The organism is Vibrio variabilis (genome assembly GCF_003263785.1).
In the GTDB taxonomy this organism is placed as follows: domain Bacteria; phylum Pseudomonadota; class Gammaproteobacteria; order Enterobacterales; family Vibrionaceae; genus Vibrio; species Vibrio variabilis.
In genome coordinates, this window is sequence record NZ_JYJK01000078.1 from 1 (window position 1) to 23,865 (window position 23,865).

At 46.7% G+C, this 23,865-nt stretch carries 20 protein-coding genes and 1 pseudogene; 14 read left to right on the forward strand and 7 right to left on the reverse strand.

The genetic code is table 11. The features are described from left to right. The 6 genes from TZ48_RS12600 to TZ48_RS12625 all read left to right on the forward strand — a co-directional run. Positions 1 to 1,553 (forward strand): sodium:solute symporter family transporter (locus TZ48_RS12600; RefSeq protein ID WP_112479410.1); only part of this gene is annotated, 1,553 nt, incomplete at its 5' end. A gap of 249 nt (positions 1,554 to 1,802) precedes the next feature. Beyond that, positions 1,803 to 2,861, forward strand: a complete 1,059-nt coding sequence (locus TZ48_RS12605) for an AI-2E family transporter (protein WP_239670853.1) — start codon at positions 1,803 to 1,805, stop codon at positions 2,859 to 2,861. Positions 2,862 to 3,257: 396 nt separating this feature from the next. Next, on the forward strand, positions 3,258 to 4,109 hold the full coding sequence (locus TZ48_RS12610; protein ID WP_112479412.1) for a type 2 periplasmic-binding domain-containing protein: 852 nt from the start codon (positions 3,258 to 3,260) through the stop codon (positions 4,107 to 4,109). A 13-nt stretch (positions 4,110 to 4,122) separates the two neighbouring features. Beyond that, positions 4,123 to 5,595 carry a methyl-accepting chemotaxis protein gene (locus TZ48_RS12615; protein WP_112479413.1) on the forward strand — a complete coding sequence of 491 codons (1,473 nt, stop codon included), beginning with the start codon at positions 4,123 to 4,125 and terminating at the stop codon, positions 5,593 to 5,595. A gap of 141 nt (positions 5,596 to 5,736) precedes the next feature. Then, a complete protein-coding gene (locus TZ48_RS12620) occupies positions 5,737 to 6,186 on the forward strand; it encodes a hypothetical protein (RefSeq protein WP_112479414.1) in 450 nt (149 codons plus the stop codon). 2 nt (positions 6,187 to 6,188) lie between these two features. Beyond that, entirely contained in the window at positions 6,189 to 6,497 is a 309-nt protein-coding gene (locus TZ48_RS12625; protein WP_112479415.1) for a hypothetical protein, read from the forward strand. Positions 6,498 to 6,629: 132 nt separating this feature from the next. Here the strand turns inward: TZ48_RS12625 and TZ48_RS12630 are convergent. From TZ48_RS12630 to TZ48_RS12640, 3 genes and pseudogenes are all read right to left on the reverse strand, one after another. Further along, a pseudogene (locus tag TZ48_RS12630) lies at positions 6,630 to 8,190 on the reverse strand (hydantoinase/oxoprolinase N-terminal domain-containing protein). Beyond that, the gene (locus TZ48_RS12635) at positions 8,187 to 9,320 is read right to left on the reverse strand and encodes a DUF917 domain-containing protein (protein ID WP_112479416.1); all 1,134 of its coding nucleotides are present in this window, start codon (positions 9,318 to 9,320) and stop codon (positions 8,187 to 8,189) included. The pseudogene TZ48_RS12630 and the gene TZ48_RS12635 overlap by 4 nt, the downstream one beginning before the upstream one ends. Next, entirely contained in the window at positions 9,307 to 10,608 is a 1,302-nt protein-coding gene (locus TZ48_RS12640) for a cytosine permease (RefSeq protein ID WP_112479417.1), read from the reverse strand. The genes TZ48_RS12635 and TZ48_RS12640 overlap by 14 nt, the downstream gene beginning before the upstream one ends. Before the next feature lie 117 nt (positions 10,609 to 10,725). On the opposite strand from TZ48_RS12640, the gene TZ48_RS12645 reads away from it, so the two are divergent. The 4 genes from TZ48_RS12645 (at position 10,726) to TZ48_RS12660 (ending at position 15,654) form a co-directional block, all read left to right on the forward strand. Next, complete coding sequence (locus TZ48_RS12645; protein ID WP_112479418.1) at positions 10,726 to 11,652, forward strand: LysR family transcriptional regulator; 927 nt, start codon at positions 10,726 to 10,728, stop codon at positions 11,650 to 11,652. A gap of 88 nt (positions 11,653 to 11,740) precedes the next feature. Next, on the forward strand, positions 11,741 to 12,679 hold the full coding sequence (locus tag TZ48_RS12650) for a LysR family transcriptional regulator (protein ID WP_112479419.1): 939 nt from the start codon (positions 11,741 to 11,743) through the stop codon (positions 12,677 to 12,679). Between the two features lie 139 nt (positions 12,680 to 12,818). Further along, complete coding sequence (locus tag TZ48_RS12655) at positions 12,819 to 14,729, forward strand: TonB-dependent receptor domain-containing protein (RefSeq protein WP_476723317.1); 1,911 nt, start codon at positions 12,819 to 12,821, stop codon at positions 14,727 to 14,729. 61 nt (positions 14,730 to 14,790) lie between these two features. Then, entirely contained in the window at positions 14,791 to 15,654 is an 864-nt protein-coding gene (locus TZ48_RS12660) for an alpha/beta hydrolase (RefSeq protein ID WP_112479420.1), read from the forward strand. Between the two features lie 74 nt (positions 15,655 to 15,728). Here TZ48_RS12660 and TZ48_RS12665 read toward each other — a convergent pair whose 3' ends face one another. Together TZ48_RS12665 and TZ48_RS12670 are read right to left on the reverse strand one after the other, a co-directional pair. Next, positions 15,729 to 17,423 carry a phospho-sugar mutase gene (locus TZ48_RS12665; RefSeq protein WP_112479421.1) on the reverse strand — a complete coding sequence of 565 codons (1,695 nt, stop codon included), beginning with the start codon at positions 17,421 to 17,423 and terminating at the stop codon, positions 15,729 to 15,731. A gap of 141 nt (positions 17,424 to 17,564) precedes the next feature. Further along, positions 17,565 to 18,167 (reverse strand): LysE family translocator, encoded by a 603-nt coding sequence (locus tag TZ48_RS12670; protein WP_112479422.1) that lies wholly within the window; start codon positions 18,165 to 18,167, stop codon positions 17,565 to 17,567. Between the two features lie 119 nt (positions 18,168 to 18,286). Here TZ48_RS12670 and TZ48_RS12675 point away from each other — a divergent pair, with 119 nt between their 5' ends. Further along, entirely contained in the window at positions 18,287 to 18,757 is a 471-nt protein-coding gene (locus tag TZ48_RS12675) for an Lrp/AsnC family transcriptional regulator (RefSeq protein WP_112479423.1), read from the forward strand. A gap of 190 nt (positions 18,758 to 18,947) precedes the next feature. Next, on the forward strand, positions 18,948 to 19,190 hold the full coding sequence (locus TZ48_RS26350; protein ID WP_112479424.1) for a YfgJ family double zinc ribbon protein: 243 nt from the start codon (positions 18,948 to 18,950) through the stop codon (positions 19,188 to 19,190). 93 nt (positions 19,191 to 19,283) lie between these two features. Here the strand turns inward: TZ48_RS26350 and TZ48_RS12685 are convergent, their stop codons facing one another. Further along, positions 19,284 to 19,685 (reverse strand): MaoP family protein, encoded by a 402-nt coding sequence (locus TZ48_RS12685; protein ID WP_112479531.1) that lies wholly within the window; start codon positions 19,683 to 19,685, stop codon positions 19,284 to 19,286. A 257-nt stretch (positions 19,686 to 19,942) separates the two neighbouring features. Between TZ48_RS12685 and TZ48_RS12690 the strand changes: the two genes are divergently transcribed. Further along, entirely contained in the window at positions 19,943 to 21,319 is a 1,377-nt protein-coding gene (locus TZ48_RS12690) for a DNA-3-methyladenine glycosylase 2 family protein (protein ID WP_112479425.1), read from the forward strand. Next, positions 21,316 to 21,792: a methylated-DNA--[protein]-cysteine S-methyltransferase gene (locus tag TZ48_RS12695; protein ID WP_112479426.1), complete on the forward strand. Its 477-nt coding sequence runs from the start codon at positions 21,316 to 21,318 to the stop codon at positions 21,790 to 21,792. Before TZ48_RS12690 ends, TZ48_RS12695 begins: the two co-directional genes overlap by 4 nt. A 482-nt stretch (positions 21,793 to 22,274) precedes the next feature. Here TZ48_RS12695 and TZ48_RS12700 read toward each other — a convergent pair whose 3' ends face one another. Next, on the reverse strand, positions 22,275 to 23,822 hold the full coding sequence (locus tag TZ48_RS12700; RefSeq protein WP_112479427.1) for a DUF3612 domain-containing protein: 1,548 nt from the start codon (positions 23,820 to 23,822) through the stop codon (positions 22,275 to 22,277). Positions 23,823 to 23,865: the final 43 nt, after the last annotated feature.

The following is a 23,865-nucleotide window of genomic DNA, read 5'->3' on the forward strand; positions in this document are numbered from 1 at the left end:
GATGGACTGAGGTATTGTTCATTTTTTGGGGTAATGCTTTGGGCTTTTTAGTGGCGGCTTGGTATTTTGCTGCCCGCTATCGCAAGATGCGTGTCGAAACGGCTATGGAAGCGATCAAGGTTCGGTTTGGACGTGTATCTGAGCAGGTTTATACCTGGCTCTCTTTTCCTTTGACTATTATGTCTGCGGCGATCTGGTTAAACGGTTTGGCCCTCTTCGCGGCAGCGGTTTTTAACATTGATCTTGTGGTTACGATTGTTGGTGTCGGCCTATTGGTGACCTTTATTGCCGCGAGTGGCGGCTCTTGGACAGTATCAGCAACCAATGTCATTCAGCTCATTTTGCTGGTTGCGATTACTATGTCGGTTGGGGCATTTGCTTTGCTTGAGATCGGCGGTCCGGTGTCATTAATAAATCGCTATCCTGCTGATAGTTACATGGGAGCAGACATTAGTTATTGGCAAATATTTTGGCTTTGGGTGGTGATGATGCTCCTCAAGCAAACGATTAGCGCGAATAACGCACTTTCTTGCTACCGTTTTTTGGTTACAACGAACGAGAGAGAAGCGAGAAAAGCGGCTATGTTCGCAGGTATCCTGTTTATTTTTGGCCCAGTTATGTGGTTTGTTCCTCCCTGGGCAACCGCAGCGATGGGCGTGGATCTTATGGCGCACTATCCTAAGCTTGCCGAGAGCGCAAACAACGCCGCTTATGTGTATTACATTGATCATTACCTGCCTGCCGGGATGCTTGGTTTGGTGCTTGCAGCAATGCTTGCGGCCACTATTGCTCCTATGACGACTGCTTTGAATCGAAATGCGGGCATTTTTGTGCGAAATGTTTATCAATCGGTGCTCAATCCCAAAGCAACAGAACAAAAGCAGTTATTTGTTGGCAAAGTTGCAACCATAGTCAATGGTTTGCTCTGTATCTTGGCGGCTTTGCTGTTTGCGTCGATTAAGGAATACAGCTTCTTCGATATCATGATGCTATTTGGCGCGCTATTACAAACGCCATTGGCGATACCATCTTTGCTTGCTCTTGTGACGTTAAAAACACCGGATTGGTCGGGCTGGGCAACGATTGCTGTTGGATTGGCAGTGTCGTTTTTTATGCAGTTTGTCTTCAATGTGGATTGGTTGTTGCCTTGGTTTGATGCTACTAGCTTCACCAATCGAGAGTCGGTTGACTTACTTGTTTCCATGACTCTGGTCGCGCATATTGTGATAACGGGTGGCTTCTTCATCTCTACACGATGCTTCTATCGAGAAACTTCTGGTGAACGTGGGGATGAAATCGCGTTGCTAAAAGCGAACTTAAACACACCTATTAGCTTATCTGAGGAGGCAAAAGTCGATACTCGGCAAGGCGCTTATCTTGGACGTATGTGTCAGATCTTAGGTGTTCTTGTGGCTTCAATCGCGATAACAACAAGTTCTATCTCCGATGCCTGCGTGTTCGTTTCAATTGGCCTTGCTATCTTGTTAGCGGGCACTCACCTCTACCGGCAGCGAAATGTACAGCCCTCCTTACAGGAGCCTATTACAGACTAGTTCTCCCGATTAGCCAGCCTGAAAATGCTGGCTTTCTTTTTGCCGAATCTTGAGAGTTAACGTTCGTCGACTATAGTTGACATATGCCCACTGTTTAGGGAGGAAGTTCAGTGGGTTAGCTAATCAGGTCATAGATAGTCAGCATCGATGATCGTCAAACTTTCATCATTACTCGTGTCAAAGAATGGAGTCTTAAGTGAACAACGATAATCTTAAGCAAGCCCTGTCTCAGCCTTTACGGCATCCCTAATACGTTTTTCTACCATTACCTTCATTGTATTGATGTGTTGGTGGGCATTCGCTCCTTTTCTGCCCATTTTACTTTGGTCGCTGGTTCTAGCGATAGCGCTGTTTCCAGTGCGTAATTTTTTAAAGACTAAGTTTGGTTGGACAACTAAGCGAAGCTCAATTGCCATCGCTTTGATAGGGGTGTTGGTACTCGGTACGCCTGTCGCTTTGGTGGGCAATTCACTCGCGGTAAAAACTCTGCAGACCTACCAAAGTTATGAACAAGGTGATCTTCATGTTCCAGCGCCTCCACAAAAGGTGAAGGATTGGCCATTGATTGGTGAAGATGCTTATACGGTGTGGAATGAGGCGGCGAGAGACTTGCCGAACTTTATCGATAAGTATCAGCCACAGCTTAAAAATGCATCTGCCTGGTTTGTTAACAAAGCCAGCGGTGCTGCCGGGAGTGTCTTTTTGTTGATTGGAGCAGTGATCATTGCTGGGATTATGCTCGCTTGGGCGGAAGATGGCACTAAAGCAATGCGCCGGATATTTAATAGCTTTTCCGATGAACACAAAGGGCCGGAGCTACATCATTTGACCACGGCAACCATTCGCCAAGTGGCAGTGGGTGTTATCGGTATTGCTTTCCTGACAGCAACCATTTTTGGTGCAGTCATCGCACTTGCTGGCGTGCCTGCTGCGGCGTTTTTAACGGTCATTGCATTAGTTTTTGCGATCACTCAATTGCCTGTCACCATCATTGCGATTGTTGCGGTCGCTATGTTGTGGTCGAGTACCGATGGCTCGACCGTGCACAACACTATCTTCTCTGTCTTGATTATCGCCGCTAGCTTGGTGGACAACATACTTAAACCTATGGTGCTTGGGCGAGGGTTAAGTGTTCCTATGCCCGTGGTGCTCATTGGCGCCATTGGTGGCATGATGTCTGGCGGTATTCTCGGCATGTTTATCGGTGCCGCGTTTTTAACTGCGGGATATCAGGTATTCATGAAGTGGGTAGATGAGGAAAATGACGATGTGTCACCTGAGACCGAGTCAGATGCGTCTCAGCATTAACCGCTATTAATAGAGGCATCTCATGAAAAAATATATGAGGTGTCTCGCATATTTTTGTTGGTTGGATGAAATTCAACCAGGCGTGACCGACTATTTTTTGTGATTAGTAGAGCGCCTTGACTGGTTTGTTATTTTGATTTTTACCTTTTAAGTAAAATAAAATCTATGTACCAGGCTTTTATGGTAGCGATAAAGTCTGGGTGACCTTTCTTTGCTGCCCGTGCGAACGATTGACTGTATATCGTTCTGTAGTTACATTCCGATACAAATATAAATGAGTGGCATACTGCGGCGCAGATCGTAAATGCGACAAATCCCTCCCCTACAAACCCGTTGTACCGCTGTTGTTTCTTACATGGCGGTGGTTGTTATTAGTATCAGAATGTTAGGTGCACCATGAAGAAGTTGCTATTGGCTACTTTGTGTGGGGTATTGTCGCTGTCGTCTGTTGCCCAGCCGTTAAGGCTAGCCGGTAAGCCTGACGACGATAAACTCCATTTAACCTTATTAAAAGAGATCATTTCTCGTTCCGAGCAGTACTCTTCCATCGATTTTATCTACGCCAAGACAGGCGAGCCCGCAGGGACTCGATTACTTGCTGATTTAGAAAGCGATACGTTAGACGTGGTGTGGACTGCGACCAACCAAGATCTTGAAACGCGCTTTGACGCCATTCCATTTCCCATTTATCGCGGCATGTTGGGCATGCGTATCGGATTAGTAAGCACAGAGCGAACCAATAAGTTAGCAGCGGTTAACTCTGTTGCCGATTTAAAGCGCTTATCACTTTGCTCAGGAAAAACGTGGGCAGATACCGAGATTCTGGAAGCGAATGGATTATCGATCGCCAAATCACTCAAGTACCCAAATATTTTCGACATGCTGGTTGCTGGCAACCGCTGCGATGCGTTTATGCGTGGCGTAATGGAGCCTTGGGCGGAAGTGAAATCTCACCCGCATCTTCCATTGGAAGTCGATGGAAACGTGATGCTTCGTTACAAGATGCCTTATCTCCTGTTTGTGCGCAAAGGCAACGATGCATTGAAGCTTCATCTCTATGACATCATGCTAGAAATCCATAATGAAGGGCTCTACGAGACTATGTTCTTTGCGGACAATGAGATTAAAGCTGCATTGCAACAAGCAAATTTGAGTGAGCGCGTGGTATTTGAGTTGGAAAATCCGAATGTCACCGCTGCCACGAAAGCCATCCCTGAACACTTTTTCTTTGACCCTTTAGCTAAGTAACCACAGGTGTAACATGAACAAACTGACCAAAAAAATTATTCTTGTGGTGACACTCGTCATGACGCTGGTTACAGCGATTGCCTTGTCGACCCAATATGTATTGACTAAGCAAAATGTGGAAGCAGATCTCGCGAAGGTTACCGAAGAAATCGAGCAGGAGTTGCAAGTTATCTTGCAAGAGCCGGTGTATGTGTATGACAAAGCGCTGATTGGCAGCATTCTTGAGGCTTACATCAAGAATGACACCATTTCGAGCATCGTGGTTCGCGATCAAAACGGCAAAGAAATGAGTCAAATTCGCCAGCAGGCGGCGGAATTTGAATCTCGTATTGATATTGAGTGGGATGGTCTGCCAATTGGCTCTGTTTCGCTTGGTTTTAATAGTGAGCAAGCGCGCAATGAGCTAGAAAGCTTAATGCTTCGCTCGATGTTGATGTTCGGGACTTTGTACTTAGTGGTGATCGTCTCGCTTGGTTTCATTATGGATCGCTTGGTTGTGACCCCAATAAAAGGGATGGCCAGCAGTATGAATGATATCGCGGCTGGTGGCGGCGATCTAACATCGAGAGTACAAGCAACGTCAAACGATGAAGTGAGCGATTTGGCCAAGGCGTTCAACCGTTTTGTAGAGACAGTGCAAGAGATCGTTATCGATACGGCTCGCACGACAGAAAGCTTAAAACAAAATGGCTCTGCTATTACTTCCGTGCGCACTTCAGTAAGTCAGCAAACTGAAAATCAGTTGGCGCTCACTCATGAAAGCCTGAGCAAGATTGAGCAGTTTAATCTGGCGACGAGTGAAATTGCAGCGAACACAGAGAACACTCTTTTCAAATCCAATGATGCACTTTCTCTTGGGGCTTCAAGCGAACAAGCGATTATGCAAAATGTCTCTAATGTAGAAGACCTGTCCGCTAACCTTGAGACTGCCGCCGAGCGCGCTAACGCGCTCAAGAACCGAAGTGACGATATTGGCCGCGTCGTTGAAGTGATTAAAGCGATTGCTGAGCAAACCAATCTTTTGGCTCTAAATGCTGCCATTGAAGCGGCGCGAGCCGGTGAAAGCGGCCGCGGATTTGCTGTTGTTGCTGATGAGGTTCGCGCCCTTGCAAGCAAGACTCACGACTCTACCAGCGAAATAGAATCCATTATTGAAAGCCTGCAACAAGAGGCAACCGAGTCGTTTAATGCGACTCAAGAATCTAAGCAACTGGTGGAACTCACAAAGGTAAGCTCTGATGAAGCGCAGCTTGCGCTCACTAAGATGATTGAAGCCGTGACCAGCATCAACGCCATGGTTGATTCTGTCGCGAGTGCTTGTGAAGAGCAGTCCAATGTGAGCAATACCGTTGCAGGGGATATGCGCGAGCTTGATTCTAGCGCAGCAGACATGCGCAGTGTTAACAATGAACTGCAAGCCTTAGCGGAAGCCATCACTTTGAACACGACTGAATTGGATAGTCAGATCCGTCGTTTTAGGTACTAATCACGATTGCACATAACCAGCGAAAGTAGTAGTGAAGTGCTAGCCTACCAAGAAGTGATCGCAGATTGTCTTTCTGTTTCATTCGTCGCTTTCTAATAGGGTTACTATCGCTACTGCTCATCTGTTGCAAGTGAGGTGATTATGGAGCGTAAAAAATGGAAAATTGTTTTTGAAAAAGAAGGCACAACGGTTGACCCAGTCTACTCACAAAAAGTAGTGATTTACGATGAAAAGGGGGATGTGTTAGGTACCTTTAAAGGTAGTTCGACGCCGAACCCTTATAAACCAAGAGAGCCCCAAATTAGCGGGCACGCTGCCTATCCATACATTCGTTCAGGAACATATAACATCAAACATGGCACACATAAAAATTTACCGGCGTTAGTGGTAAACGATAATCAGTTTGTGCCAACTCTAAATAGTAATCCTAATTTTCCAGCTTATGGAAAAAAAGCTAATTACATTCATGTACATTGGGGGTACAAAACAACATGGAAAGGTTCTGCTGGTTGCCCAACAATTCATCCTGGACAATGGAAAGACTTTTTGTCCAAAGTTCCAAATGGTGCCGGAGATTTGGTTATTCGCTAGCTTTGGCGCTTTCTTTATCTGCTATTGCAAATGATACTCCCATCTCAACAGAATATACGGAGCTATCTCAAAGATACGATGCTTATTATCAGCAAGATAACTTCCAAGCTGCGTTTAAAGTAAGCCTTGAGCAACTGAAGATGGATCCGAGTGACGCTGTTGCGTTGATGAGGTTAGCACTCGTTGTTGATGGATCGTGTGATCTTGTAGAACCTCATTTTGCTCGTTTTGGCTCTATGGATAGATTTAAAGAAATAACGTTACTTGCCAAGAAAACTATTACCAAACAGTGTGGTGTTGACTTGCTTTAGTACATGAGGTCGAGTTGTAACTTTATGAAGCATTGACCAGAGCCCATTTTTATGCATTTTGAGTGAGTAGAACGCCCTGTCGACTTATCGTCCGAAGGGGCGTTTTATTTCTGTCAGTGTCAGTGTCAGTTATCACGCAATTTTGCCTGCGGCTTTTATTTTGACATGTACCATGTTCCCTTGCAGGTAACTGAGCGGTATTTCACTGCGCTCGATTACCGAAACGCTGTTTGCGCACGCACCGGCTTCCATGGCGAGTTGGCAGGCTTCTCTCTCCAAATCAGCCAGTACCTCAGCTCGCTGATTTGGCTCGATGGGGACAATCTTGTCTAACTGACCTGATATCTCACCGAGCGCGACACCAATCGCATTGGCGACTTCAAAGTGCTCAGGACGAACGACTGAGCTGACACCTTCAAACTCGTTGGGCATTAGCGCGCTGCCACCGCCAACGAGAATAACCGGCACTTTGGTGGCGGAGGTCTTCATTCTGTCGATGGCATCTTCAACCTTTTCCACCATATTTGAGTAAATCTGATCAGCCATTTCTGGTGCAAAATCAATAGACTCTTGCTTTGCCTTACCAGTCCATTCCATCACTTGTTTAGTGAGTGCTACGTCGGTGAGAGTTAGCGTGTCTCCACCAAAACTGAGTGCCTTTTGAGTCAGTTCATGACCGACACTTTCAGGGCCTAACTGAATGTCACCATCGTTGAGCATCACTTTGGTTCCCCCACCAATGGCGATGGCTAAAATGTCCGGCATGCGAAAGTTGGTGCGCACTTCACCAAGCTCGACTGCTACGCTCGATTCGCGAGGGTAGCCATGTGTTAGTGCACCTACATCTGATGTGGTACCGCCAACATCGACCACAATAGCATCATCAAGCTTAGTGAGATGACTGGCTCCGCGAATGGAGTTGGTAGGACCGCACGCTACGGTAAGAATAGGGTACTTGAGCGCAAATTCTTGCGACATCAGTGTTCCGTCGTTTTGCCCAAAATAGGGCGTAACAGCGATGCGGTGTTTCTCTAGCGCGTGGCAAAATCCTTCGACAAAGCGTTTCGCTGTGCCTTGCAGAGCCGCATTTAAAATAGTGGCGTTCTCACGCTCTAGGATACCTAGACTGCCAACTTTATGCGAAAGGGAAATATTAACCTCTGGCAGTTCCTCTCTCACCCAATGTTCAACCATTAGCTCTTGGTCACCGTTCACGGGAGAAAACACACCACAAATTGCGATAGAATCAACCTTGCCCCTCATTTTATGACATAGCTGACGGATCTCTTTCTCATCCACGTCGGCGATTTTTTGACCGTCGTACTCATAGCCACCGTGGCTTGATAGAAATGCTCGCCGAGTAAGGTCTGCCAAGATACGCTCCAACCACAAAGAGGGGCACAGCGCTGCCGCTCGGCAGTGCTAGGCGAAGCATGCCTACCTTGTCGAGACCTCGCTTCTCAACAATGGCATTGGTGCATTGAGTCGTGCCAAGCATGGCATGTTTGACACTCTCGCCGGTCAGGTTTGCTCGGCGAAGCAGTTCATCAATGGCGTTGTCAATGCCCGTTGAAATATCGTGTGTTGTCGCGACTTTGACCTTAGAGATAATCTTGAGTGACTCATCCAAAAGGACACCGTCTGTGTTGGTTCCACCGACATCAATACCGAGGCGATAAATAGCGGTTGTCATAGTCCTGCCTCCGTATTTGTGCGTGTTGAAAGGTTCTCAATGGCGACATATTTCACGCCATAGCCAAAGTAATCGGGACCGGCGACTTCGATACCCTTAGCGGTGCGCCATTTGGGGTCGCAAGGGTAAGCGATAAGCTCAATCCGCTGTCCGTATCTAAGCTGCTCGGTCGTGATGGGCTGCCCAGTTTCATGGTCTAAGATGCTTATTAAATCGGGTGTGCAAGCTAGGAGCGATTCTTGGGTCATATCACTCGCATTAGTTCCCTTGTGAGCGAGCAACAGTTCATTTTGGAAATGAACGTAGACGGGATCCGCATTGCTTTCAGAGGTTTTAAGCGGCTCAATGACGACACCGCCAGTTACGAAACCACCGCCGGTATTTCGATCGATATCGACAATCTTTCCACTAATAATTCGATGCCCTTCAACGATCTCCAACACGGCGTCGACCGCACTGTCACCGCGAGCATTGGCTTCACGAATGGCTTTACCTATCTGCATGGCTTTGGTCAGGGTCTCACCGAGTGCGCTGCGTTTGAGCTCTTTACCATACATAGGGTAATCACACATCGCTGCAGAGCCACCCATTTGCTCAGTGATTGGGCGAGCAAATCGCTCAGACCAAACACCGTCAATAGGATGCAAAGTAACCACGTTACCCTTTTCATCAGCAAGTGTGTTGGGCGCGGATGGCAGACCGTCTAAATAAAAGGTCACCATTTGTGACTCTGGGAATGCACGTCCCATAGCATCACAGTCGATCACTGGGATCCCTTTTTGTGCCGCAACCAAAATTGGGATCAATGAGTTGAAACCGCCAACCTCAATAGGGAAGGTCGCTTCGATACGCTCACCGACGGCTTGTTCCATCGCTTCAAACGCGACCAACATTTGATCTTGAGAGTTGAGTTTCTCAATGGCGACGGTGGGTGCGCCGATCATAGACGAAGGCACTGTCATCCAGTCATCTTTCACCTCATCCAGCGAAATAAGCTCAACAGGCTTTTTTGTATTGGCGATGGCGACTTTCGCCATCAGCGCACCACTGTAGGGATCACCACCCCCTCCGGTGCCAAGTACAGTGGCACCTAGGGCAATGTCATCAATCATTTGATCATTGAAAATCACGAACCGCTTCCTTATTTGATACTGACAGCTTTACAAGCACAATGTAGGCAACGAAGGACGCAAGAATACCGTCAATCGCTGAAATACTGGTTAATGAGAATAGGTTGAAGAACTCGCCAGCGGTGCATGCACTCACCGCACTACCCAATGCCCAGGCCACCAAGCCTTTTAGCATCCAATTAGGCGCACTTTGAATACGTTCAAACTCAAGTGCAGACTTATCCAAGAAGTAGTATTGAGCGAGGTAAACACCTGCTGAAGGCGCAATCGTCACACCTAGAAGTGTGAGAAATGCAGTAAACATATCGATCATGCCAAGCTGAGCGATAGCAAGGCCAAGAATGGTCATAATGATGACCAAAATAGGACGCGGTACATTCGGCAACACAACCGACATGCCCAGAGCGCCTGAGACAAGGTTACTGCTGTTGGTCGTCCACTGAGCAAACACCAGCACGATGATCGCTGCCATACCTAAACCAATACCGAAGAACACATTCACTAGGTCGTCGGAGCCGGTCATTTGCGTGAGCAGCAAAGCAACCACAATCGTCGCGCTGTTACCAAATAGGAAGCCAAAGCCGGCACCAAGAATCGCGTCTTTGCGCGTTTTCGCGTAGCGGGCAATATCAGGAGCCGCGACTGCAGCGAGGATCCAAATCGACATGACATAGGAAATAGCTTCACCCATAGAGAGTGGTGATTCAATAACCTTGTCACCCGCGCTTTGTGCACCTGCTGCCATAAATAGGCCAACGGTAATCAGTGTCACCATCAGTGGCACTGAATAGGCGCTGAGCTTACCGAGCGCTCGGACACCATAGATAGCAGTGATCATCATCAGCACACCACCGCCAACAAGCGCAGCAAAGTGAGAGACGACGATGTCATACTGCGCTAGCGCATCGACAAGTATGTAGGCGAAAAAGTCCGCCTGAAACGCGAACCAGCCAACAAGAGAAATACCGTTGATGGCGCCGAGGACCTTACCACCGTGGCGACCAAATACAGAGCTACTCATTAATGGTGTGGAGACGCCAGATTGGAAACCAATATTAGCGCAAAGCATGGCAAGTACGGCGAGAACGGCAGAGCCTGCAAACGTCGCAAATAGGGCGTCATGAATGGTGAGTCCGGTACTTAGAAACGCACCCAAGAACAGGCCAGAGATATCAATACCAATTGCAAGCCAAATTAAACTGATGACGTACCACGAGCGTTTTGCCTTCTCGGGTACGGGCTCTAACTCAAAGTCATCAATCTTCCGTGTTGTTTGTGTGTTCGCCATCCTAAGCTCCTAAATAATTATCCATAAAGTTCACATAAAAAAAGTTAGCAGCTTGTTACATACAAATAAATACATATTATTAGATGCAAACATTTGTTTTTGGTTATGTATTAAATTATGGCTATTCATATTGAGAAACTGGACAAGCGTGACCTGAGACGATTAGAGATTTTCTGCGAGATCGTTGAGCAGGGCGGCATCAGCAATGCTACCGTAAGTACTGGGCTGAGTCAGCCTGTGCTGAGTAATCAGTTGATAGAACTCGAAAAGAGCTTGGGCGTGACGCTTTGTAAGCGTGGCCGAAGTGGGTTTGATTTAACAAGTGAGGGACACACTGTGTATGGTTATGCAAATGAACTGAGTAATGTGCTCAGTGATTTTGCCTTTAAATTGAAGGGCGTACAGTCAAAGCTGACGGGGCAGGTGCGTGTCGGTGTTCTCGACAATACGATTACGCTTCCTAGCAATCCTGTTCCGACCGCCATCGAAAATTTTTATAAGCTGAGCGACAGTGTGGAGCTCACGCTCGAGGTTGGCGATTACACCTTGCTTAATGAAAAGCTGGCGAAAGGACAGCTGGACATGATGATCGTCGTTCTCGCTGAACATCAACTTGATGCCTTTAGTCATGCTGAGTTTCTGTTCACTGAAAAGAGTTACCTTTTTGCCCGCGAAGATGTTGCAAAGGAAATTGAAACTAACAATCACTCGCTTGAGGGACGACGCATTAACATTGGTGGCTATGCTTCTGAGGTAATGCGTAAGCTTTTGAATGTTGAGCAGTACCAACAACTAAAACTTATCGATGGTTGGAACGTTGAATCTGGCGCTTTGCTCGCGATGGCGGGGACGCATTTGAGCTTTCTCCCTAGTCATCTTATTGAAAGCAACCGATCTCAACAGGCGTTGGTGGCAGTGAACCCAGAGCAGTGGTGGTTTACGAGTGACTTTTCGGTTGTATTAAAGGGAGCAAAGACCGCATTGTCACCTGCTGCAAATGCATTTTATGAGTGTTTAACTAGCGTTAAGCAATCTCCGGTTTGAGGAGTCAGTTGTACAAGCTAGATATTTACGTTCGTCCGCAATTACTTGTACTATTTGAACGACAAAACACATAAAGACACCAAAGCTAATGAACTTATCTCAATTTGATATTAACTCTCTGACGATTCTAAAAACCTTGTTGGATGAAAAGCATGTCTCGAATACCGCTTTGGCAATGAATATTAGTCAATCTTCTGTAAGTCGCGCGCTGCAGAAAATGAGACTTTTGTTTTCAGATGAACTACTTGTTCGAACTCATGCCGGTTATGAACTCACCCCAAAAGCGGTCAGTATCAAGGCGGACATTAACACTGTAATCAACAGTCTAGAGGTTTTGGTTCACAAACAGGCTTTTGAGCCAAAACAAGACGCCAGTGTTGTGAAGTTTTTCGGCCTTCTGCCACAGGTTAATACCTTAATGCCAAGCATAGTCTCCGAGATTCGTGAAAGAGCCCCTAATATGGTGGTGAGTATCGATACGACCGCACAACGCCATTTTGATGCGCTGGTGGCCGGAGATGTACATTTTGTGTTGTCATCCCATCAACCTCCGACATCGGAACAAAACCTTTACCGAATGTTAGTGGCTAAACGTGAATTTCAGTTGCTAATGAACCGAGACCACCCATTGGCAGAAGAGACGCTGAGTGCTAAAAATTTGTTGCCTTGTCACTTTGGGCAAATATCTTTGCAGGGAGAGCAAACCCTCTCTTTTGAGCATAAATTTATTGAGTTGGGCTTAGTCGATCGCAAGAATCGCCTGTCTATACCAGTGAGACTAAGTCATTTCAGTTCTGCGGCAAGTATTGCTGCTGAGTCCGATGTTATTTTCCACCTTCCCACGCCTTTCGCGCAAGAAGCTGCGAGAGACGATAGGCTGATCGTTCGTGAGGTACCTGAAGAGCTAAAACTGGACTTTCAATCTGTCTACCTCTACTGGCACAAGCGATTTCATGAGGATTCAATGTGTGAGTGGATTCGAGATCTGTTTAAAAAACAATATGCTGATGGGCAAGCAGTGGCATAAATATGGCATAAATACGGCAGATGTTATGCACAATGCGGATAGCCACATTCGATGTTCTAGATACTGTAATGGTTGTGGTGAAACTGTTTTGACTGTTTAATTGATAACGATTATCAATAACAAGAAAGTTTGCCAACCCATGTCGTCTATTCACCACCTTAACGTTTCTAGCTATGCTGGTGCCGCTTGCATCAGCTTGTTTACCTTATCTTTTCCTGCTGTTTCTGACGAGAAGGCTTCAGAAGCTATGGAGACCATGGTTGTCACTGCTTCTGGTCACGAACAACTCGTCACTCAGGCTCCGGCATCGATCAGCGTGATTGACCGAGAACAGATTGAAAATCGCGCTTATCGTGATCTCACAGATGCCATCAAAGACCTACCTGGTGTCGTCGTTACCGGTGGTGGCTCTCGGCAAGAGATTTCGCTGCGAGGTATGCCGTCAGATTATACGGCGATCCTTGTTGATGGACGCAAACAGTCAGGCCGTCAAACACAAGTGAGCAGCGGTGGTGGTTTTGAACAAGATTGGCTCCCGCCTTTGAGCGCTATTGAGCGAATAGAAGTTGTGCGGGGACCGATGTCAACCTTGTATGGTTCCGATGCGATTGGTGGGGTGATTAATGTGATTACCCGCAAAGACTATCAAGAGTGGCACGGCAATTTGCGTGCTGAGACGACTCTGCAAGAAAACCCGAAGTCTGGTAACGAGTATCAAGGGGAGCTGCATTTAGCGGGGCCGATCATCAAAGATCTACTTAGTGCTTCTGTCACTGGTTTATATCAAGAGCGGGTTGAAGATGAAATACTGTATGCCAACGGTGGTAAAGATCTAGAAAACTATCGCGCCTCTTTGTACCTCACACCAACGGACACGGACACTTTTACGCTCGACTATGCGTATCACGATCAAAAGCGAGTGAATACAGAAGGGAAAACTCGAACCTCAACGTCAGAAACCCAAAATAATCGCAATGCTATTGGCCTTGCTCACGATGGCAATTACCTTTGGGGTAGCGGCGCGTCCTATGTGAGTCAGGAGCGGGTAGAAAACGTTGGTCGAGAGCTAACGGTTGAAAATACCAATGTTAACTCTCAATGGTCGTTGCCGTTGAGCGATCACTTCCTAACACTCGGCGCAGCCTTTGAGCAGCAAGAACTTGATAATACCCAGTATGTATTTAAGAACGCTCAGTGGTCACTGTTCGCCGAAGATGAATGGTATCTTCTCGATAATTTCACCCTAACAGCTGGACTTCGTTACGACAATAATCAGCAGTTTGAATCACAGTTTAGTCCGCGTTTATACGGGGTTTGGAGTGTGGATCAAGCTTGGACGGTGAAGGGCGGTGTTTCCACGGGTTATAAAGCGCCGAGTCTTACCGAGATGGAAGGCGATTGGGTTCAAGAGAGCTGTAACGGCCGATGTGATGTTTACGGCAACCCAGACCTAAAACCAGAAACGTCGGTGAATACCGAGCTCGGGGTTTATTTTGTTGGCTCCCGCTCTTTAACATCAAATATCACGCTGTTTTATAACGACTTTAAGGACAAAATTGACAAGGTCAATCTTGATGACAGTTGTACGGGGAGAGCATGTGATGCGACCTACGTCAATATTGAGGATGCCGTTACCTATGGTACAGAAGCTGCAATAGCCAAACAGCTAACGGACTCAGTAAAAATCGCTGCCAGCTATACCTTTACGCATAGTGAGAAAAAATCGGGTGCGGATAAAGGACAGCCGTTGACTCAAATGCCTAGGCACCTTGCTAATCTGAACGCTGACTGGGCGATTCGTCCAGATATTCGTTCTTGGCTGCGTGTTTCATATCGTGACAAAGAGGCAGATACGATAACGAAAGACTCACGCAATAGTCTTGCTCCCGCGGTGACTTACGTTGATGTGGGTGGGAACTGGCAAGTTTCAAACAATGTACGTTTGATGGCGGGTATCTATAACCTACTTGATAAGCAAACGAATTATGAAGAGTACGGTTATGTTGAAGATGGGCGCCGTTACTGGTTGGCTATCAACACTTCGTTCTAAACCTGACTGTTTTGTTTTGGCGTGCGGCTTTGTCTCGCGCCTTTGAGATAGAGAACTATTGATGAAAAAAACACTGATAATCATGCTGCTTTTTCTGCTGCCCGTTAGCTTAGCGAACGCCAACTATACCGTTCGTAAAGACATTGTTTTTAAACAGGTCGGTGACAAGACATTGGCTTTGGATTTGTACTTGCCAACCGTCACAAAGACTCAACCTGCACCGTTATTAATTTGGGTACATGGTGGTGCTTGGAAACGAGGCTCGAAAGATGCCATCCCGACCAAGAATCCACGGTTACTGAACTCGTTTCTAGAGCGCGGTTACGCGCTCGCTTCAGTGGATTACCGTCTGAGTGGAGAGGCTACTTTTCCAGCGCCAGTGGCGGACATCAACGATGCGCTCAACTATTTGTACGAAAAAGCTGCGCAATACCAAGTTGATGCAAACAAAGTAGTACTGATGGGGCGTTCTGCGGGTGGTCACTTGGCGGGGCTCGTCGGGGCTCTCAATACGCACAAAGAAGTTGGTTTTATCTCTTCGCCAAACTACCAAGTAGCGGCTGTGGTGAGCTTCTTTGGGCCGACGGATCTGTTGGCTCTGGGTAATAAAGGAAATAAAAAGGCGTCAGCGAAGTCTTCCGTATCACGTTTTTTAGGTGGGATTCCGAGTGATATTCCTGATGTGGCGATTGAGGCCTCCACAACCACTTATATTGGTGCCGACTCGCCAGCGTACATACTCCTTCATGGTGATGAAGATAAGCGTGTGCCGCATTCACAAAGTGAGCTGCTCAAGGCTAAGCTTGATGAGTTTGGTGTGGAGAATGCGCTGTATATTGAAAAAGGGGTAGGTCATAGCGCTGACGTGTTCGATTCGCCAAAATACGTTCCTACTGTGGTCTCTTTTGTAGGCAAGTATTTGTAAGTCACTAAGTCACTAAGTCAATAAGTCACTAAGGCAATAAAAACAGGGAGCGATGAGTCGCTCCCTGTTTGTACTTATAGACTCTGTTGATGTGCCAAAATAAGCGTGTTCATTTTGTCTTCTGCATGTTGGTTGGCTGATGCGTAATCCATGCTAGCGGGAAAATCGCTGATCACTTCGTAATAACACTTCAATTTAGGCTCGGTGCCAGAAGGGCGCACGATAACTCGTGACTGATCTTCTAGGATATAGATGAGCACATCACTGGATGGTAGATTGATAGTCTCTGTCGAACCATTGGCTAACAAGCGTGTTGAAGACTTAAGATCCTCTGTCACGACGACCTTTTGCCCTGCAATCTGGGTTGGTGGTTGCTGGCGTAACTTGTCACCGATCGGTGGCGAGTTTGGGTCGAGCGCAATACTGCGCTGCGCATTGCAGTAGAAGCCATGTTGTCGATACAAGGCTTCGAGTTTATCCCAGATGGTTTTACCTTGTGCTTTTAGCTCGCTTGTTAGTTGGGCAAAGGCAACCAAAGCAGACAGACCATCTTTATCCCACACTTGATTTCCGATGGTGTAGCCTAGTGCTTCCTCATAAGCGAATAGGAACGGATGGACTTCACTTTGCTGCTCCATAGCGACGTTGGTGAGCCATTTAAAACCGGTGAGTGTTTGGTAGTATTGTGCGCCGTGCGCTTTGGCTATCGCACTCAATAATCTGGAAGACACAATCGTATTGCCAACCAGCGCATTTGGGTTATTTTTCAATAGGTAATCGGCAAACAGCGCTCCGACTTGGTCACCGGTTAACATTTGATACTCGCCATCTTCGCGTCTTACCGCAACGGCGAAGCGATCCGCGTCTGGGTCGTTTGCGCAGGCGATGTCCGCGTTGTGCGTTTTGCCAAGTGCCATCACCAAATCCATAGCGCCCGCTTCTTCTGGATTTGGGAAATTGACGGTGGGGAAGGTGCCATCAGGCTCACGCTGCTCTGCAACGCTGGCAACGTTCTGAAATCCGGCATCGGCAAGCAAGGTTTCTGCCATCTCGGCGCCCACACCATGCATCGCAGTATAGGCAATGGAAACATCAGTGTGATTACTACGTTTAAGTAGTGGATTGCCATTCATCGCAATGCGATAGGATTGGTAGTAGTCTTCTTTTAGCCATTCCAGCAGGCCTTGTTCGCTCGCTTGCTCTAGGGACATTAATGTGAGTGGCTTGGTGGTGGCTTGGTCAATATTCGTCGCGATGCCAGTGTCATGAGGCGGGATGATTTGCGCGCCATTTTCCCAATAGACTTTAAAGCCGTTATATTCCGGCGGATTGTGGCTCGCGGTGACAACGACTGCCGCCGCCGCGTTAAATTTTTTCACGCCAAACGCGACAATCGGCGTTGCCGCTACTTGGCTGGTCAAATAGACCTTAATACCCATTGCGGTAAGCACACTGGCGGTATCGTGAGCAAACTGTTTTGAATCGATTCGACCATCATAGCCGACAATCACACCTCGCGTGTCCGCATTGTCTATTTGCTCAAGCAGATATTGCCCAAGTCCTGTTGCGGTTTCTTGGATGACGAGTCGATTCATTCGGTTGGGGCCTGCGCCGACTTTTCCTCTGAGTCCTGCGGTACCAAACGCTAGACGAGCACTGAATCTATCAGCCAGCTCTTGTTGATTGTTACTATCGATAAGCTGTTGCAGCTCTTGACGAGTTTTTGAATCCGGATCTCGTGCTAACCATTGAGTGATGGTTGTGGTCATGGTGTTCTCCTTACCCGCAGTGAATGGGCAGATGTCGCATCTTTAATGTCTTATATTGTAAATGACTCTTACTCTCATTTCTGGGGTGGCAATCGATAAAACTGTGTTTGTTAAATCTTAGCTCAATGATCAGGCGATGGGTCAACCCAACATGGTGTATAGCCCAAACCCAATAAACAGTACTCCTGCGAACTTCTCTATCGGCGCGATATAAGTATTGACCAATGACCTAAACGGTTTGGTGGTCAAAAAGTAGGGAAGGAGGAGAAACCAGGCTAAACAAATGGCGGTGATGACAAGGCCATATTCAACTTGTACCCAAATTGAAGTGTCGCTGGATATGACTTGGCTAAACACACTTATGAAGAAAAGCGTCGCTTTAGGATTAAGGGCGTTGTTGATAAAGCCTTGCAACCAAAAGTTGCTATTCGATCTTGTTTTAGCTAAGTCAACATCGTCTTGTCTCGTCTTCAAAGATTGATACCCCAAATAAGTGAGATAGCACGCACCAGCGTATTTCATCCCTTGGAAAAGCCATTGGGAGTGAGAAGAAGCCAAATGAACTAGTCCAATAGAGTAAGAAATATGTATCCAAACGGCGCTAGCCACACCACAAGCAGTCAACCATCCAGCCTTTCTTGAGTGCACTACCGCATTGCGGGACACAATGAGAAAGTCGGGACCTGGAACGATAACGGTAATGATGGTTAGGGCAATTAATGTAATCAGCTCTGGCGTGTTCATAGTCGTCTCACGTTTTTATGAAGGAGCCATGAGTATGCAAAATCCACCTGAAACAAGTTGGTTGATTTATCATCAAAATAGAGCCAGTATGAAATAAATTTTCTATATTAGGCTGATAAATGAAACAAAATACCGATAGTCTCAGTAGAATGGATATAAACATACTTGAAGAGCTACAAGGTGATAGCCGGATTACGGTGAGCGAGTTGGCAGAGCGCGTTAGCTTAAGTGATAGTCCTTGTTGGAGACGATGGAAGAAGCTTGAACAAGATGGCTATATTACGGGCTATCATGCGAGCTTGGATCGTAAGAAGTTAGGGTTGCAAGTTGTTGGATTTAGCCAAGTTCGTTTGAGTAGCCATCATCCTACCGATACCGAGAAGTTTGAAGCCGCGGTCAATGCGTTGAGTTGGGTCATCACATGCTTTTGTATTGCCGGTGATGCGGATTACATTGTTCAAATTGTCGCTTATGATCTCGACCAATATTATGAGCGAGTATCTGAACTGAGAAAACTACCGAGTGTTTTCTCAATTCAATCTAGCATTGGTATTAAAGAAGTTAAAAATACCCATAGATTGCCAATTTAGCCTTGGTTGAGTTGCGAGGTGTCGGTGAGTCATTTATGACTTAAATAGATGGCTGATTTACCTATTTAAAACTCTAATTGTCAGTGCTTGGTGGTTTTGTCATCAAAGTCGGTGAGCAATTATACTGAGCTATCTGTAGTTGTTTGCCTTCTTGAACCGGTTGAGAGAAGCGTTAAGTAAAAGGTAGAACATGGATCACGCAGCGATTCAAGCACTAACGTTGGCCTGCCCAACATGCAAGATTGAAGTGAAAAATGAGGAAGGTCGCACTTGCACTCAGTGTCAGGTGAGCTTCAATAAAACGCCATTTTGTCCTGATTGCGACACAAAGCTGGATGCTATGAAAGCGTGTGGCAACGTAAGCTATTATTGTAATTGTTGTCGAATTCCAAAATCACGATCCGTCATTAAATGGAAGTTGATTCCAGCGTAGACATATAGTTTTCAGCTTAAGAACAACAGTTGTAGCCCAATTTCCAAATTGGGCTACAGTCTTCAGATGAACCGTTAAACGCGAAGCTGGGATTTAGTCGTCTGAACGAGCCTCATCATCAACGATGTCATTACCAATATCGTCATTACTATCATCATAATCAGTCTCATCCTCGACACTTTCGGTCGCGGCCGCCTTTTTCCCATTAAGGGTATGGAACTTCTTCCGGTCTCGAGCTAGATGGATGTACTTGATCCACGTTTTCTCAAGCTTGCTTTTTGCTTGCTTCTCATCGGCAACGACTTGCAGAAAATGACGCTCCCCTTCAGACTCTGGCACGAGCTCGCCGCCTTCAAGTAAGTTCATCGTATCTCCGAAGCGGATCAATATCTCCTCTTCAGCAATGGTAAAGTCCCCGGATTTTGCAAACCCACGTCGAAACCGCTTGTTATCGTAGAACGGTTTCTTTCCAAGACGAAAATCTACATTAGACATAGCCACCCTCATAAAATGACGTTTATCATCAAACTCTGCCTCAGTATAGACAGAGCTTTGGCGTTTTTTGAAATTTTGCCAGACGATTAATTTAAGCACTTAGTAAGTCGTTACTTTTACGTGAAAATTTGAAACTTAGATGACAATGTGATGAAGCTTTCCTTGCGAAAATTATCCTATGTTGAGTTCCGAAAATGGCTAACGACGGACCTAACTTGGTTTACACTGGACACTAATGATAAAAAGAATGAGGCGACATGGTGACAGTAATCTCAATGACCAAAGAACAGTATCAGCAGGCGAGGCTAGCTCGTGACGCCCGCTTCGATGGTGTGTTTTTCGTTGCTGTGAAAACAACAGGAATTTTTTGTCGGCCGATTTGTCCTGCGAATTTGGCGAAAGAGGACAACGTGCGTTATTTTCAGCATGCTCACGCTGCCCTTGAGGCGGGATATCGTCCGTGTTTGCGTTGTCGTCCGGAAAGTGCTCCTAACTCATGGGCTTGGCTTGGCGCGGAAACCAGTTTTCGTCGCGCTCTGACACTTATTGAGCAAGGGGCGCTGAATCAGTCGAGCTGTGAGGCGCTCAGCGAGCGTTTGGGCATTAGTAGCCGCTATCTACGCCAGCTATTTCAAGAGCACCTTGGTTTATCACCTAAGAAATACGCCCAGTATCATCAATTGATGTTTGCTAAGCAGCTTCTCCATCATAGTCATTTATCTATCGCAGACATCGGTTTTGCCTGCGGCTTTAATAGCGTACGGCGTTTTAATGATGCGTTTAAGAAGACGCTTAGGTTAACCCCATCACAATTGCGTCGCGGAGATGGCAAAGTTACTGCCCGCAACGAAGTCTATCTGGCCTATCGTGGCGCGTATGACTGGTTAGCAATGCTCAGTTTCCTTCAAAAGCGTGCGATCAGCGGCGTTGAGTACGTCACCGAGCAAAGCTATGAGCGCTACCTTGATATCGATGGGACGCTAGGTTGGTTCCGCTTGTATGCAGACCTAAACGGGACGCAGACGGTCAAAGTCGAGTTTGAACTAGAGCAGGTCACCAAGTTGGCAAGTTTGTTAAGTGGCATTAAGCGTGTATTCGATCTTGATACTGACATGACTGCTGTCGAGTCTCACCTAAACACTGTTGATGAGGGGCTTATTTTAAAGCCTGGTCTTAGATTGCCTGGAGTTTGGTCGGCTTGGGAGGCGGGCGCACGGGCGGTGCTTGGACAGCAGGTATCTGTGAAGGCCGCGATAGGTCAGCTCAATCTTTTGACTGAGACTATGGATCAGCGCCTTTCAGGCCAGCGAGTGTTTCCGACCCCTGACTATGTCGCGGGAAAAGACCTAAGTTTTTTGCGAATGCCCGAAAGCAGGAAATTAACCTTATCGCGACTTGCCAGCCATCTAGGCGAACACCCAGACGATCACCCTGATAATTGGTTGTCGCTAAAAGGAATTGGGCCTTGGACCGTCAACTATGCAAAAATGCGCGGCTTATCGTCCCCAGATTTGCTACTTAGCTCAGATCTTATTGTTAAAAAATATTTGGTTGATCATAACGAAGTCAATGCAGAGCATACTGCACCCTGGGGCAGTTATGCCACTCTTCACTGTTGGAGTCATTTCTCATGAACTATTACACTGTATTCACTAGTGAACTAGGGCCTATTACTGTGCAAGCGAATAGTGAAGGCTTACTGGGTATTTGGTTTGAGCAGCACACTACCTGCCCAGATGAACTTGGGGAGCACAACCCAAGCTATCCGTTATTGAGACAAGCTGAAATCGAGCTAAAAGAGTATTTTGCTGGTGAGCGTCAGGCGTTTACTTTGCCGTTAGCAGCTATAGGGACTGAGTTTCAACGTAAGGTTTGGCAAGCTCTGTGTGAGATCCCATATGGTGAAGCAATCAGCTATCAAGAGCTTGCCAATCGAGTGGGTAACCCGAAAGCGGTAAGGGCGGTTGGGACGGCGAATGGCAAGAATCCGCTGTCTATTGTTGTCCCTTGTCATCGAGTAGTGGGTAAGAATGGAAAGCTGTCGGGTTACGCTGGTGGTGTAGAGCGAAAACTTAGATTACTCAATTTAGAGTCGGGCAATTACTGAAATTTGGAGGGTTGTGCGTTGGGTGTATTTAATCGAACTGGCCTAACGACAGCTTAACTATTTCACACCCTCACCTATGCAACTGGTAACGCTTGTGGGTTACGTATTTTATCAATATTCCTACTATGAGAACCGTCGTGATTGCAAAATGCATTTTAATTTGCATTTTGCAAAAGTGATATGAACGCTATTTCCCTGAAATTGGTGTAGATTTAGTCAAAATCAATTAAATAGAGGCTTTTAAAAGTTGGCACGCATACTGCATTAGTAAGAGCGACCCTTTTTAAGCCGAGGGTCACCTAGCCAACTGACGTTGTTAGTGAACCTATTTTGTTCACACTTGTATATAGCCAGTCACACACTTTTTGTGGCTGGCTTTTTTTCTTTCTGGGCTCAGAAAAGGCTCTTTCCAAGCCTATTCCTCACCTAATTTTGATTCGCTATTCATTCATTAATCTTTCGCTTGCTAGGCCTTGTGCATGTCAAACAATGTCTCCCAGTGTCCGACTTGCATCATCCTGACAACCTTCATAACAACTTGGTTTACGCGGACAAACAGCCCCTCGTGAGCAGATTAATCGAGCATCACCTTCAATCCCCCGCTCTACCCAGTTTATGTTGAGTATTTTGGCGACAGTTTGCAGATCTTTTTTGATATGACGCGGAATGGTGACACTACCACCGCCTTCAACGCATGAACGTTTAAGTTCGCTAGCGATGTCTAATGCATTGCCTCCCTGCGCATCAATAGCAGGGTTGAGATCGATGCCCGCACACAGCACTCGATTGTTACCCGCAGGGTCGGTCATATTGATGGATTCACAACAATAGATCCTTGGTTCATCACCGACATTCAATATGGATATTTGCGCCGACGAACCATTTTGTGGTTCAGACAATCTTCTGAATACTGCCCAGTGCTGACAGGGGTCATTAACCATCCGCATATTTCCCCACGGAAGCGGAATACCATTTCCGCGATAGACAGCCTTGAGTTTCCCAGGGCCATAAGCATCGAAATAGTGCCAGTGGGGATATGGGGACACAACAGTCATGCGACGCATAGCGACCGAAGGTGACACGCCGACCCGTTTATGAACATCAATCTCATAGCCGCTTCGGTCGAGCAGTTGTCTGAATGGCACTTTGGGACACAGTAGTGCCCCTGCAAAGAAGCTGGATTCAAAATCGCGCCATGCTTGAAGGATGTCCTGTGAGTTGAGTGCCGAAGAAGACTGATGAGCTGCACTGTCGTCCCAGGTATTTTGATTGCCGACGCTGAGTACGCTTTTTAAGCCTTCGTCGCGATGCAGGATACGGTGACCAATATATACCGCCAAATCGTATTTTAGACGTGTTGGGTAGGCTTTCAGGATTTCGTTGAGGTAGATGGTGCCGGGTGGCTCGAAAAATGACGTCACCAGCTGCTTAGCGTTCACCCCAAGCTCGTCCACCACATCTTTCGGAGTCCGGTTTACCCATTGCACGCGCAGTCCCAAATCGCTCGCAATATCGATGAGATCTTCAATCGAGAGATTAAGTCGTTTCAAGCCAACGTCTTCTGCGGCACGTTCAAGGTCGGGGAAGTGGTTCTGCAAACTTTCCTGATGCGCACGTATCAACAAGTGAGCAAATTGACGACCCGTGATCCCGGTTTGCGAGAGCATTTCGGGAATGGCGATCTGCAAAATGTCATTGGAGAACAAAAAGCTTGGCTCAAGTGCCATACCACTTATTCCGCCGCGATTTCCTTTTACCGGGGTAATTTCATCTGGCTCGGGTTCATTGTCGAGAAACCAAGCGGGATCCTTTTGAAATACTTCGGCGATCACCTCCAGCATATCGATGCTAGGGACGCGTTTTCCACGTTCAATCATCGATAGGTAAGAGACGGAAGGCGCGTACTCTGGGTTGACGCGAATACAACGCGCAGACAGATCTTCCATGGTTAAGTGGTTACGTTTTCGTAGGTTACGAACTTTGGTGCCCAAAAAATGGGACTGGCGGATCAGACTTTTTGACACTGGCATTTTGTAAAATTCACATTGTAAAATTTTTGTTGTGAAATTGTAG

Excerpts from the sequence above, each read along its gene's own strand:
- TZ48_RS12610 (WP_112479412.1), top strand. The coding sequence starts at position 3,258 with ATGAAGAAGTTGCTATTGGCTACTTTGTGTGGGGTATTGTCGCTGTCG.
- TZ48_RS12615 (WP_112479413.1), top strand. The coding sequence starts at position 4,123 with ATGAACAAACTGACCAAAAAAATTATTCTTGTGGTGACACTCGTCATG.
- TZ48_RS12620 (WP_112479414.1), top strand. The coding sequence starts at position 5,737 with ATGGAGCGTAAAAAATGGAAAATTGTTTTTGAAAAAGAAGGCACAACG.
- TZ48_RS12640 (WP_112479417.1), bottom strand. The coding sequence starts at position 10,608 with ATGGCGAACACACAAACAACACGGAAGATTGATGACTTTGAGTTAGAG.
- TZ48_RS12645 (WP_112479418.1), top strand. The coding sequence starts at position 10,726 with ATGGCTATTCATATTGAGAAACTGGACAAGCGTGACCTGAGACGATTA.
- TZ48_RS12650 (WP_112479419.1), top strand. The coding sequence starts at position 11,741 with ATGAACTTATCTCAATTTGATATTAACTCTCTGACGATTCTAAAAACC.
- TZ48_RS12655 (WP_476723317.1), top strand. The coding sequence starts at position 12,819 with ATGTCGTCTATTCACCACCTTAACGTTTCTAGCTATGCTGGTGCCGCT.
- TZ48_RS12660 (WP_112479420.1), top strand. The coding sequence starts at position 14,791 with ATGAAAAAAACACTGATAATCATGCTGCTTTTTCTGCTGCCCGTTAGC.
- TZ48_RS12665 (WP_112479421.1), bottom strand. The coding sequence starts at position 17,423 with ATGACCACAACCATCACTCAATGGTTAGCACGAGATCCGGATTCAAAA.
- TZ48_RS12670 (WP_112479422.1), bottom strand. The coding sequence starts at position 18,167 with ATGAACACGCCAGAGCTGATTACATTAATTGCCCTAACCATCATTACC.
- TZ48_RS12675 (WP_112479423.1), top strand. The coding sequence starts at position 18,287 with ATGAAACAAAATACCGATAGTCTCAGTAGAATGGATATAAACATACTT.
- TZ48_RS26350 (WP_112479424.1), top strand. The coding sequence starts at position 18,948 with ATGGATCACGCAGCGATTCAAGCACTAACGTTGGCCTGCCCAACATGC.
- TZ48_RS12685 (WP_112479531.1), bottom strand. The coding sequence starts at position 19,685 with ATGTCTAATGTAGATTTTCGTCTTGGAAAGAAACCGTTCTACGATAAC.
- TZ48_RS12690 (WP_112479425.1), top strand. The coding sequence starts at position 19,943 with ATGGTGACAGTAATCTCAATGACCAAAGAACAGTATCAGCAGGCGAGG.
- TZ48_RS12695 (WP_112479426.1), top strand. The coding sequence starts at position 21,316 with ATGAACTATTACACTGTATTCACTAGTGAACTAGGGCCTATTACTGTG.
- TZ48_RS12700 (WP_112479427.1), bottom strand. The coding sequence starts at position 23,822 with ATGCCAGTGTCAAAAAGTCTGATCCGCCAGTCCCATTTTTTGGGCACC.